This is a genomic window from Streptomyces sp. NPDC057271 (genome assembly GCF_042668715.1).
Lineage (GTDB): Bacteria > Actinomycetota > Actinomycetes > Streptomycetales > Streptomycetaceae > Streptomyces.
The window spans coordinates 18,465-30,301 of the sequence record NZ_JBHUYJ010000053.1 but is presented as its reverse complement, the minus strand read 5'-3'; the positions used below and the strand labels follow the sequence as shown (position 1 = coordinate 30,301).

The 11,837-nt window shown below is 70.5% G+C and carries 10 protein-coding genes and 4 pseudogenes; 10 read left to right on the top strand and 4 right to left on the bottom strand.

The window, feature by feature from the left end; genetic code table 11:
* Positions 1-214: 214 nt before the first annotated feature.
* The 6 genes from ACFUJR_RS23500 (at position 215) to ACFUJR_RS23475 (ending at position 4,197) form a co-directional block, all read left to right on the top strand.
* Positions 215-913: an NADPH-dependent F420 reductase gene (locus ACFUJR_RS23500; protein WP_383172456.1), complete on the top strand. Its 699-nt coding sequence runs from the start codon at positions 215-217 to the stop codon at positions 911-913.
* Positions 914-958: 45 nt separating this feature from the next.
* Entirely contained in the window at positions 959-1,549 is a 591-nt protein-coding gene (locus tag ACFUJR_RS23495; RefSeq protein WP_383172458.1) for a TetR/AcrR family transcriptional regulator, read from the top strand.
* 95 nt (positions 1,550-1,644) lie between these two features.
* Entirely contained in the window at positions 1,645-2,421 is a 777-nt protein-coding gene (locus tag ACFUJR_RS23490) for a PspA/IM30 family protein (protein WP_383172459.1), read from the top strand.
* Entirely contained in the window at positions 2,418-2,696 is a 279-nt protein-coding gene (locus ACFUJR_RS23485) for a hypothetical protein (protein WP_383172460.1), read from the top strand. Before ACFUJR_RS23490 ends, ACFUJR_RS23485 begins: the two co-directional genes overlap by 4 nt.
* Before the next feature lie 5 nt (positions 2,697-2,701).
* Positions 2,702-3,607, top strand: a complete 906-nt coding sequence (gene htpX / locus ACFUJR_RS23480) for a zinc metalloprotease HtpX (protein WP_383172462.1) — start codon at positions 2,702-2,704, stop codon at positions 3,605-3,607.
* An 11-nt stretch (positions 3,608-3,618) separates the two neighbouring features.
* The gene (locus ACFUJR_RS23475; RefSeq protein WP_383172463.1) at positions 3,619-4,197 is read left to right on the top strand and encodes a hypothetical protein; all 579 of its coding nucleotides are present in this window, start codon (positions 3,619-3,621) and stop codon (positions 4,195-4,197) included.
* 80 nt (positions 4,198-4,277) lie between these two features.
* On the opposite strand, the pseudogene ACFUJR_RS23470 reads toward ACFUJR_RS23475, so the two are convergent.
* A pseudogene (locus tag ACFUJR_RS23470) lies at positions 4,278-4,382 on the bottom strand (glycerate kinase); the annotation flags it as partial.
* A 144-nt stretch (positions 4,383-4,526) separates the two neighbouring features.
* On the opposite strand from ACFUJR_RS23470, the pseudogene ACFUJR_RS23465 reads away from it, so the two are divergent.
* Positions 4,527-5,066 (top strand): annotated as a pseudogene (locus tag ACFUJR_RS23465) (DUF72 domain-containing protein); the annotation flags it as partial.
* Between the two features lies 1 nt (position 5,067).
* Here ACFUJR_RS23465 and ACFUJR_RS23460 read toward each other — a convergent pair.
* Positions 5,068-5,364: pseudogene (locus tag ACFUJR_RS23460) on the bottom strand (glycosyltransferase family 1 protein); the annotation flags it as partial.
* 392 nt (positions 5,365-5,756) lie between these two features.
* Positions 5,757-6,740: pseudogene (locus ACFUJR_RS23455) on the bottom strand (DUF3068 domain-containing protein).
* A gap of 212 nt (positions 6,741-6,952) precedes the next feature.
* Here ACFUJR_RS23455 and ACFUJR_RS23450 point away from each other — a divergent pair.
* Both ACFUJR_RS23450 and ACFUJR_RS23445 read left to right on the top strand, forming a co-directional pair.
* Complete coding sequence (locus tag ACFUJR_RS23450; protein WP_383172464.1) at positions 6,953-7,135, top strand: hypothetical protein; 183 nt, start codon at positions 6,953-6,955, stop codon at positions 7,133-7,135.
* Between the two features lie 86 nt (positions 7,136-7,221).
* Positions 7,222-8,409: a PucR family transcriptional regulator gene (locus tag ACFUJR_RS23445; RefSeq protein ID WP_383172465.1), complete on the top strand. Its 1,188-nt coding sequence runs from the start codon at positions 7,222-7,224 to the stop codon at positions 8,407-8,409.
* A 214-nt stretch (positions 8,410-8,623) separates the two neighbouring features.
* Here ACFUJR_RS23445 and ACFUJR_RS23440 read toward each other — a convergent pair whose 3' ends face one another.
* Positions 8,624-9,979: a lipase family protein gene (locus ACFUJR_RS23440; protein WP_383172466.1), complete on the bottom strand. Its 1,356-nt coding sequence runs from the start codon at positions 9,977-9,979 to the stop codon at positions 8,624-8,626.
* 348 nt (positions 9,980-10,327) lie between these two features.
* Between ACFUJR_RS23440 and ACFUJR_RS23435 the strand changes: the two genes are divergently transcribed.
* Positions 10,328-11,617, top strand: a complete 1,290-nt coding sequence (locus ACFUJR_RS23435; protein WP_383172467.1) for a PucR family transcriptional regulator — start codon at positions 10,328-10,330, stop codon at positions 11,615-11,617.
* The last annotated feature ends 220 nt before the right edge of the window (positions 11,618-11,837 follow it).

Here is an 11,837-nt window from a genome sequence, read left to right as displayed (position 1 = left end):
ATTTAGTCGGCGGGATCCTTATCTGGATAGAAGGGAGGGCCGCCAGCCCGCGAGTCGCCCAAGTGACCTGGCAACCCGTTCGTGTCCGTTTTCCACAGAAAAGTCGCACGTTCTTGAAATACCGAACCGCTCGGTTTAGTTTCATGCGAGTGAGCGCGTCGCGCGCAGGAACGCGCCCCGTCCCCCGCAGTCCCCCGAAAGGAACCCGCCTCTCATGCGTTACGCAGTTCTCGGCACCGGCGTCGTCGGCCGGACCCTCACCGGCAAGCTCACCTCCCTCGGTCACGAGGTCGCCATCGGCACCCGTGACGTCGAGGCCACCCTTGCGCGAACCGAGTCCGATGCCTACGGCAACCCGCCCATCTCCCAGTGGCTGGCCGCTCACCCACGGGTGCGCCTGCTCTCCTTCACGGACGCAGCCGCCTTCGGCGAGACGGTGCTCAACGCCACCGCCGGCGCGGTCTCGCTCCAGGCCCTTCAGGCCGCGGGCCGCGACAACCTGGCCGGCAAGATCCTCATCGACATCGCCAACCCGCTGGACTTCTCCCAGGGCATGCCGCCGTCGCTGAACCCGGTGAACACCGACAGCCTCGGCGAACAGATCCAGCGCGCCTTCCCCGAGGCGAGGGTCGTCAAGACCCTCAACACCATGAACGCCCTGGTCATGGTCGAGCCGTCCCGCGTGGCCGGCGCGCACCACGCCTTCGTCTCCGGTGACGACACAGGCGCGAAGGAGTCCGTCACCGAACTCCTGACCTCGTTCGGCTGGCCCGAGGGCAGCGTGATCGACCTCGGCGACATCGGCACCGCGCGCGGCGCCGAGATGCTGCTGCCGATCTGGCTGCGCCTGTATGGCGCGCTCGGCCACGTCGACTTCAACTTCCACATTCAGGGCGCCCGTCCCGGCGCCTGACCGATCCCGTACCGAACCGCTCGGTGCGGCATCTATCCTGCAGCCATGGGTGAGGCGAGCAGGGGCGCAGGGCGGCCGCGGTCCGCGGAGAAGGACGCGGCGATCCTCCGCGCGGCCTTGGAGCTGCTGGCGTCGCAGGGCTACACCCGCATGAGCCTGAGCCAGGTGGCCGAGGCCGCGCAGGTCAGCAAGTCCACCATCCACCTGCGGTGGAAGACGAAGGCGGACCTGGTCACCGCGGCCCTGGAGGCCATGCGTATGGCGGACGCCTCGCCCACGAGCGGGGACACCCGCGCCGACCTCGTGGCGATCCTGACGGACTTCGCCGCGACGGTGGAACGGGTACGCGGCATGGCCCTGATCGGAACGTGCCTGGCCGAGGAGGCCCACACCCCGGATCTGCTCGCCCTGCTGCGGGAACGTACCGTGCTGCCCCGTCGAGCCCTGCTGCGCGAGGTGCTCGAACAGGCGCGGGCCCGTGGGGAGATCCGCGAGGAAGCGGACCTGGAGGCAGCCGTCTCCGCGCTGCTCGGCCCCTTCTACGCCGACTACATGGCCGGACGCGGTGGCCGCCCGGAATGGGCGGAGCAGGCCGTGGACCTCACCCTGACCGGGCTGCGCACACCGGGCGCGTGAGCCTCGCCCGTGCCGGGAGGGGCCACGGTGGGATGATGTTCTGGTACGGCGGACCGTAGCCGTGAGGGTCGGACCCTCGGAGGAAGGCGGTCGTCATGACCAGCATCACCCACCGCATCACCGCTCTGTTCCGCGTCAAGGCGAACAAGGCGCTGGACCGGGCCGAGGACCCGCGTGAGGTCCTGGACGACTCGTACCGGCAACAGCAGGAGATGCTGCAGAGGGTACGGCGCGGAGTGGCGGATGTGGCCACCAGCCGCAAGCGGATCGAACTGCAGGTGGAGCGGCTGCGGCAGTCCGGGGAGAAGCTTCAGGGACAAGCCCGGCAGGCCCTCGCGGCCGGCCGGGAGGAGCTGGCGCGCGAGGCCCTGACCCGGAGCACGGCCACGGAGTCGCAGATCACGGACCTGGAGAGCCAGCTGGCGTCGCTGCGGGAGCAGGAGGAGAAACTGACTCTGGCCTCGCAGCGTCTTGAGGCGAAAGTGGACACGTTCCGCACACGCAAGGAGACGCTCAAGGCGTCGTACACGGCGGCTGAGGCGCAGACGACGATCACCGAGGCGGTCACCGGCATCGGCGAGGAGCTCGGCGACGTGGGACTGGCCATGCAGCGCGCGCAGGACCAGACCGAGCAGATGCAGGCCCGGGCCGGAGCGCTGGACGAGCTGATGGCCTCCGGAGCCCTGGAGGACGCCACCCTCCCGGCCGGCCACGACGAGATCCAGGCCGAACTGGAACGCATGGGCGCGGGCCAGGACGTGGAGGCGGAGCTCGCCAGGATGAAGGCGGCGCTCCCGGCAGCCGGCGCTCCCGAAGCCCTGTCGGCACCGGAACACCGGGAGGGCGGGTCCGGCGAGGAGGCGACATCGTGATCATCCGGATTCTCGGTGAGGGGCAGTACGAGGTCGCCGAGGGGCGTCTCGACCGCCTCAACGAGTTCGACGCCTCGCTGCAGTCGGCCGTGGACGCCGGCGACGAGACCGCGTTCGCCGCCGCCCTTTCGGCCCTGCTCGACGCCGTGCGCACGCTCGGCGAACCCGTGCCGGACCAGCGGATCATCCCGTCCGGTCTGGTCCTGCCCGACGAGGGCACCAGCCTCGCCCGGGTGCAGGAGCTGCTGTCCGACGAGGGCCTGATCCCGGGGTGATCACGATGCACAGCCGTTTCGAGCCGGACCGGCAGCTGACCACCCGCATGGCGCTCACCATGTTCCTGCTGGGCCTGGTGTACATCGGGTTCGTCGCCGCTCTGATCGTGCTGCTCAAGTCGGTCGTCCTGGTCGTCGTCATCGCCGGCGGACTGCTCCTCGCCCAGTTCTGGTACTCGGACCGGATCGCCCTCTTCGCGATGCGCGGGCAGCTGGTCACCCCCGAGGAGGAACCGCAGCTGCACGGCATGATCGACCGTCTGTGCGCGACCGCCGACATGCCCAAGCCGCGGGTCGCCGTCTCCCGTATGGAGATGCCCAACGCGTTCGCCACCGGGCGCAACGCCGATCACGCCGTCATCTGTGTCACCACGGGTCTGCGGCGGCGGCTGGAGGCCGCGGAGCTGGAGGGGGTCCTGGCCCACGAGCTGTCCCACGTCGCCCACCGGGACGTCGCGGTGATCACCATCGCCTCGTTCCTGGGTGTGCTCGCCGGACTCGTCGTGCGGTTCGCGTTCTACTCGCAGCTCTTCGGCGGGGGCAGGAGGGACCAGAACACCGCCATCGCGTTCGCTCTCGTCATGGCGGTCTCCGCCCTGGTCTACGCGCTCAGTTTCCTGCTGATCCGGGCACTGTCCCGCTACCGCGAACTGGCCGCCGACCGGGCCGCGGCGATGCTCACCGGAAAGCCCTCGGCCCTCGCCTCGGCGTTGACCAAGGTCACCGGGGACATCGCCCGGATCCCGACCGAGGACCTTCGCACCGCCCAGACGTTCAACGCGTTCTTCTTCACCCCCGCCCTCGGCCCCGGCACCACACTGGCCAACCTGTTCTCCACCCACCCCAGCCTGGAGCGGCGCCTGGACGCCCTCGCGGAACTGTCCGCACGACTGGGCGACACGCCGCCATGAGGTGATGCCCCGTGGGCTTCTGGGACACCCTGCTCGGCCGGTCCAAGCCGGTCACACCCGATCTGGACCAATTGTTCGCGCTCCCTTCCGCGGCCGTCACCCTCCAGGCCGCTCTCGGCTTCACGCCCGCCGGCACGGGATCCGTGTGCTTCGCCGCGATCGAAGGCGGGGCCTTCGCCCAAGTCCGCAGCGAGGTACATGCACTCCTCGACGCCGACTCCGAACGGGGCGGCGAACCCGTCGAGTTCAGCCTCGACTCCTACGGCTACGCCTGGCTGCTCTCCCGCCGCCCACCCGACAGCCTTCCCGCCCTGGTGAGCGACCTCCACGCGGTCAACAGCTCTCTCCAGGACAGCGGCTTCGGCCCCCACCTGCTCTGCTCCCTGGTCGTCTTCCATGACGCCGAACCACGCCCGCTCGCCCTCGTCTACCTCTACAAGCGCGGCGCCTTCTACCCTTTCGCGCCCCTTCCCGGCCACAAGCGTGACAATCCCCTCGAACTCCAGGTCAAGGCCGCGCTGAAGGACGACCTGCGGATCGAGTCGGACCTCACCCGTTGGTTCCCTCTGTGGGGCGCCCCCGGCCTGTGACCCACGGGCCGGGCTCCGACCGCTGTCGGTGTCCGCCAACCACCGCAAGGACGACCTTCACGCACGTCCGCGCCCGGTATGGCCGACACGACGGCTTCGAGCGTGCCCTCGCCGCCGTCCGCCATGGGCCGCAGGACCAGATCGTCCTGCGGCCGGACGGAGCCCCAGCCGCAGTTCTGCCGCATGCGATGGGCGGCCGACCACGGCGACCACGGCGAGACCGGCCACTGACGTCACCGTCCGGAGGCCGCCCGGCAACCGACCACAGCACGACCGAAGACCGAGCCGCCGGGCCGCCAGGCCGGCTCAGTGCGTGCTTCGATGGGTGTATGACCCTGTTCGTCGGCACGTCGGGGTGGCAGTACAAGGACTGGCGCGGTGTCCTGTATCCGGCCGGGATGCCGCAGAGGCTGTGGCTGGAGGAGTACGCGGCGCGCTTCGCCACCGTGGAGGTCAACAATGCCTTCTACCGGCTGCCCTCCTGGGAGACCTTCGCCGCGTGGCGGGACCGCACACCGCGGGACTTCGTCGTCGCCGTCAAGGCGAGCCGCTTCCTGACCCACGTCAAGCGGCTGCGCGACCCGGAGGAGCCCGTGCACCGGCTGATGAGCCACGCCGCCGGTCTCGGTGACCGGCTCGGCCCGGTGCTGCTCCAGCTGCCTCCTACGCTGCGGGCGGATCACGGGCTTCTGGACGACTGCCTCAGCTGCTTCCCCGCCGGCACCCGGGGCGCCGTCGAGCCGCGTCACTACTCGTGGTGGACCCCCGCGGTACGGTCCGTCCTCGAACGCCGCGGCGCCGCGTTGTGCTGGGCGGATGTTCAGGCACGGCCCGTCACACCGCTGTGGCGGACCGCGGAGTGGGGCTACGGACCACCCGGTAGTCGCGTTCGACGGCCGGGCCGCCGCAGACGAGCGTGACCTCATGGCCGCCGGAGGTCAGGCCGTCGGCTATCCGGTCGATGAGCAGTTCCGATCCGCCGGCGGCCTGGTTGGCCAGGTCACGGCGGGCGAGAAAGGTGATCCGACGCGGTGGTGGTGTCCCGGGAGAGGCGACGTGCGGGTCTGCGGCGAGCGAGTCGGCGACATGACTGCCGGTGCGGACTTGTGTGGGGACGGAGAGGGAGTCCTTCTGACCGAGGGCCAGAGCGGACGCGCGCTGGGGCATAGAGGTGCTCCAACTCGGCGGCTGCGGGAGGCAGGCGGGTGGGGGAAGAGGGCGCCTGCGGGAGGCAGGCGGGTGGGGAGTGAGGGTGGGGGTGGGGGTGGGGAGTGAGGGTGGGGGTGGGGGTGGGGAGTGAGGGTGGGGGTGGGGATTGCCGGGCTTCCGGGGATGAAGCGCTGGGCTGGTTCGGTGTGCGGGTACTGCGGCTACCGCGGCGCGGACGGTCAGGGTGCGGCCGTCTCAGCACCTTGCCGATGGCGGACTCCTGAGGGTGGGAGCACGCTCACACCGGCAACCTTGCTCTTACTCGGGGGTAACGTCAGTCTTGGTTCGACGAGTCGTTCCGGCTACTCAGCCCGGTGACAAGTTCGGGACGCAGGTTCTGCGCCTCTTTGTCACTCTCCTGAGCGTTCCGGCCGTCGACGGCCGCGTATCAGCAACACCATGCCGACGGCGGCGAGCAGGCCGCCCAGGACCCCGCCCCCGAGGGGCGCGGTCTCGCCGAGCAGCCTCAACCGGCTGCCGTCCTCGGAAGCCAGCTTCACCTGCTCGAGCCGGGTCGCGTCGGTGAACTCCAGCCGCTCGCTGGACAGCAGGGTGACCGCGTCCTTCTACGAACCAGGGGCCCGCAGCGTCTTGGTCGGCGCGATCACCGCGTTCATGATCCGACCCGTTCGCCGGTCCACGGTCAGCTCGATCCGCGCGTTGGAATACCACTCCTCGACCAGCACCTGGCCCGGCTTCGAACTGCCCACCAGCACGCCGGGCACCATGCGGGTGCCGGTCGCGGTGGCCTCGACAGTGCCGACGAAGCGGTAGCCCTCGTGCCCGTCGACCTTGGTGACCTCCTCGAACTCCAGCGGCACGGCGGCACCCAGGGTGCTGTCCCACCAGGTGTAGGCACGCTACTCGACGTCGAACGGGAACTTCAGGTAGGCCTCACCCTCGAACCCGGGCTTCTCCTCGCAGCAGTGCACCGGAAGGTTCGTCCGACGATCGGTCACCCAGCGTTCGATGGTCCACTGCAGGGACTTCCGCGGGTCGGCCAGCGGCAGCGTCTTCGGCGTGTCGATCTGGGTCGACACGTCCCAGATCGCGTTTCCGCTGCGCTCGCTCTCGGCGACGTTCCCCAGCACCTTGCGGGTGACCGTGATCGTCTGGTCGTCCACGGTGGCGACGGACCCGGTGTCGAAGTAGCTGCCCTGCCCACGGAAGACCGTCGTGGAGTTCACATCGGTCGGAGTGCGCTTGGCTCGCGGCTCCACGTACCAGACGAGGAGCTGGGTGAGCACCAGCAGAAAGACTCCGGAACCCAGCAGAATCAGGGACAAAGGGGATATTGAACGACGCGTACGAGTACCCCGATACGGGTGCGATATGCGAGGGGCTCATGGGCTGCGCGGGAAGGAACCACACGCTCGGATTGCGGCTGTCCGGGGGAGGAACGACTTACCCAGGAGTAACAGTGGCGGTGAACGGCGAAAGTAGGCGGCCCTTGACCTTCTGTCAACGCGCCTCGCATACTGACCGCGCCGGACCGGGCCGGCGCGCTGGGTGACAGACCTCATCGACTGAGAGGCCGATCATCCTCATGCCCAGACTGCTCGCCGCCTTCCTGACCTGCATCGCCGCCGCCGTTCTGGCCGCGGGCGCCGCCTTCGGAATCGTCGCCGCTCTCGACGCCACACCCGAGCAGCAGAATGTGCCGCTCGTCACCTTCCCCGAACCTCCCGCCCCAGGGACGACCAGCACGCCGGGCTCCGGCGCGGGCTAGGTTGTGAAGAGGCGGACCGGTGACCGAGCGCGTGTGGACCGGACATCCGGAGCGATGTTGTGGAAGCGTCGTCAGCGTGGCACGACGTGCCACAAGAACGGATTCAGCAGTTCGCCGACCGCGCCCTGGCGCAGGTCCCCGAGCTGGCACAGGACATCCTGGCCGAGATCCGACGGAACCATCCGGGTCTGGTGTTCATCGCCGACGAGTCCGGAGAGCCGAAGGCCCTGGTGGCGATCCGGCACACCTTGGAGCTCTTCGTCGAGCAGATGACCACGGGGTCGGACCGGCCCGGCGCCCTCCCCGAGATGTTCCAGGACTTCGGGCGCAGCGAGGTCGCACAGGGGCGCAGCCTGGACTCCTTGCAGGGCATCTACCGGCTGGGCGTGCGCCTTTCCTGGCGGCGCATGGCGGAGATCGGGCAGCAGGTCGACATCCCGTCCGCGGCCATGTACGAACTCGCCGAGTCCGCGTTCGAGTACCTCGACGTCATGGTGGCCCAGTCGGTACGCGGGTACGCCGAGGCCGTCGCCCGCCAGGCCGGAGAGCGGCTGCGCCGGCAACGACTTCTCGTCGATCTCCTGCTCGCCGAGCACCGCACGGACCCGACCGCCCTCCTCGCCGACCGCGCGGCCGACGTGGGCTGGCAACTGCCCGAAAGGGTGGCGGTCGCCGTGCTGCTTCGCCCCGCCCTGGAGGCCGTCGCCCCTGCCGTGGGCGACGGGGTGCTGCTCGACATGGAGGGCGAGCAGCCGCACCTGGTCGTACCGGACCCGGACGCCCCCGGTCGTGCGGAGCTGCTGCACCAGGCGGTGGCCGGCTGGTCCGGAGCGATCGGCCCGTCGGTTCCCCTGGTGGAGGCCGCGACGTCGCTGCGCTGGGCCGAGGCCGCGGTCGGGATGATCGAGGAGGATCTGCTGCCGCGAGGGCGGCTCCTGTACTGCGCCGAGCACGTGGAAGCCCTGGTACTGCTGCCCGCGGTGGAGTTGATCGACGATCTTGCGCGGCGGCGGCTGGCGCAGCTGGACGATTCGGGCGGCCCGGCCCACACCCACCGTCTCGCCGAGACCCTGCTGGCCTGGCTGGAGACACGGGGCGGTGCCCCGGAGGTGGCCTCCCGGCTCGGAGTCCACCCGCAGACCGTGCGCTACCGGCTGAGGCAGCTTCGCGAGCTGTGGGGCGAGGACCTGGACGACCCGGACCGCCGCTTCGAACTGGAGCTGGTCCTTCGTGCCCGGCGGCTGCGCGGCGGTCTCGCCCCACCGCATGACTGACCCGGAGCAACGCCGCCGGCCGGCCCCGGGCCGATCCCGGTCGGCCCGGAGGTTCGCCGCCCGGGGCACACCGGCGCACGCTGTCGTCGCCCTGTGGCGCCTGGTGTGGGCGGCCGTGGCGGACCCGACCGTCGGACCGCGGGGCGGAGCGCCGCGCCGGGTGTCGAAGGCGCGTGGTCCTGCCGCGCGGAGCCGCCCGGCAGGACCACAGGGGTCAGGACGACGACGTCGGCTCCTCCGGTGCCAGCGAGTTGCCTGCGGGGATGCGACCGCAGTCGGACGGGGCCGTCCGGCCCGCGAAGCGGGCATCGAGCCAGTCCATCGCGAGCGGAGCCCAGATGACGGGCACGCTGATGTGGCTGAGCAGCTCGTGCTGCCGGTACGTGATGGCGGTGTTGCCCGTGGCGCAGTACTGCCGGGCGAGGGCGCGCACGTCCCCGGCGACCATGACGCCATCACCCGTGCCGATCCCCGGGCGGTTGCTGAAGGTTCCCTCCATGACGCCCGCGTCGCCCTGGGCGATGTACCCGGGGATGGTCGGGGTGGCGGCGGAGCCGAGGTTGATCCGGTTCACCGCCGTGACGATCTCAGGGACGGAGTTGATGCTCTCGTACTCGGGCTTCGCCATCTTCTTCCAGGTCAGACCCGGGTAGCGGCCGAGGGCGTTGACGATGGAGCCCTTCTCCAGCTCCGCGTACACCTTCAGGCCGTAGCTGCTCAGGTAGGGCTTGACGTCGATGTCGAAGGAGCGGGCGACGCCGATGATCGCCATGGGGATGACGCCCGACCAGGCGACGGAGCCGTCCACGTACTTCAGATTGTGCGCCGGGGTCACGAGCAGGCCGCCCTCGGCGAAGCCGACCAACTTCCGGTTCACGTCCGGCGCGTAGGCCGGTGCCATCGCGGCTGCCCAGTTCGTGGCGATGGCACCGCCCGAGTACCCCATGAGACCGAACCTGGTGCTGTCGCTCAGCCCCGTCTCCGTGGAAGCGGTCGCGGCACGGATCGAGTCCAGGGTGTTGGTTCCGTACTCGGGCCCGGCGGCGAAGGCGGCCCGCTGCCCCTGGGTGTCGGGGATGACGAGGGTGTAGCCCTTCGCCAGCAGCGGCGCCATGAAGACGGCCTCGGCATTGGGGATCACGCCGCCGAGGGTGAGGTCGCCGGCGATGGCGCGGGACGGCCCGTCCTCCGGGTTCAACGAGTCGTAGAACGACTGGTACGACACGGCCTTGCTTCCGTCACCCGTGAGGCTGCGCACCACCGTGGTCACGTTGGCCGCCGGGCGTCCCTGGGCGTCGGTGCTGCGGTAGAGCAGCTGGATCGCCTTCAAAGGCGTGGGAATGCCGACGAGGTGGTACCGCAGCGTCCGCGTCTTCAGCACGGCGCCCGGGGCGAACGACGACAGGGGCTCGCTGCCGTCGTAGGTGTAGAACGGGTCGCTCGCGGCGGACGTGGCCGTCGTCGTGGTCGCAGCCGGCACGGACTCGGTGGCGGTGGCCGCCGGCGCGGCGGTCATGGCGGCCGCGACGGCGACAGCGATGGAGATCAGACGAACTGCCGTCTTGGACATGGCTTCCTCGATTCCTGAGTGGGGGCCGACCGGCCTGAGGGCTCGAAAACGGCACGACCGGCAGAGGGGTGGCGGCTCCCTGCCCGGAGATTCCGGGCGCCGGATCTGCGAAGGCGAGTCGGGGTCGAACGGTCTGCTGTGCGGCGGGTGGAGGTTCGGGGATGGCGGCTCCGGGGTGCGGTCAGGTCGTACGGGGAGATCCGAGGCATGACGCGGCCGCGGTCCGCCACGTCTGGCAATCCACCGGCCTGACGTGTTACCAACCGGTAGGAGATGTCCCGGAAACATGATGGAGGCGGTGCGCCGCCGCGTCTCCAGGGCGGAGAACAGAGATTTGCGAGGTGGATTGTGACCGCATCCAACGCCGCGGCGCACGACTCGGTGCCGCGCTTCGGCGGCGTTCCGGTCCACGACCGGCTCCAGGCTGCCGCCGGTGCGCTCGAGCGGGCGGTCATGGTCCGGCTCGTCGAACGGCTGCCCGTCTACGGAAGGCTGCCGTCGGAACAGCTCGGTGGCGACATCGCCAAACAGGTGACGCGCGGCATCCGGAGCTTCGCCGAGATGCTGCGCACCGGCGAGCTGCCGGATCAGTCGGAGCAAGCGGAGATCCGCGAGTCGTCGGCCCGGCGCGCCGACGAGGGAGTACCGCTGGAGGCCGTGGTCGGCGCCTATCACCTCGGTGCGGAGGAGTGCGCCGCCCATGTCTTTCCGGCGGCCGAACCGGGCGACATCGCCGACGTGTTACTGGTCCAGCGTCAACTGCTCGTGTATCTCAGGCTGGTGAGCTGTGCGGTCGCCGCCGGGTACGTACAGGAGCGGCAGACGGCGCTGAGCGACCAGCAGGTCGCCCTGCAGTCGCTGCTGTCCCGGCTGCTGGAAGGCGGCAGCCCCAAGGCCGCGGCCGACCGCGCCGGCATCCGTCTGCCGCCTTGCTACCTGGTGCTGAGCATCTCCGTGGGACGGCACCCGGACGAGCTGGTGCCCGGCGTGAACCACGCGGTCGCCGCTCGCCGCAAACTCCGGCGGCTGCGCAACGAACTGCACCGGCAGACGGCGGGAGTTGCGCTGTCCGTGCTGTCGGACGGCGGAGGGCTGATCCTCGTCCCGTACGAGGCGCCGGCCGCCGCCTTCGGCCATGCGGACCGGGACCGGCTCTCCCGACTGGTGGTCGAGCTGGGCCGGATGTGCGGCGCCGAGGTACTGGCCGGGGCGGCCGCCGCGCCACCGGAAGGCGTTGCGGATGCCGCCCGGTTGGCCGGCGAGGTACGTGAGGTGGCCGAGGCGTCCGGCCATGAGCCCGGACTGTACCTGCTCGACGACGTACTGCTCGAATATCAGCTGAGCCGTGCGAGCCCGGCCAGGGAAGGGCTCGCCGCGCTGCTCGACCCGCTGGACGCCCGCCCGGAGCTGCTCGCCACCCTGCGCACCTTCCTCGCCTGCAGCCTCGACCGTCGCCGGGCAGCAGCCCGGCTCCAGGTCCATCCGAACACCGTGGACTACCGCCTGCGCAAGGCGACGGATCTCACCGGACTGGACGCCTCCCGGGGCGCCGATCTGGTCACCCTGCACGCCGCGCTCGCGGCCCACGACGCGGCAGGACGCGGCAAGCCCCGCGTCGGCCCCTCACGTCAGGGCTGACCGACCGGCCGACTCCAGACGTCGCGCCGTCCGGTGCGACCGGACATCGCCTCGATCCCCGCCGCGCGCGGCGTCCGCGGCGGCGAGCCCGTCACGGCGCCCTCGGCGTGCCGACGATCCAGAACGGTCGCTGTCGGCATCACCATCGACCCCGCGCGGGCGGCTCCGACCAGCTTGACGGGCCCGGTCAGCCCAGGAAACTCAGCCGCACCTGACTCGC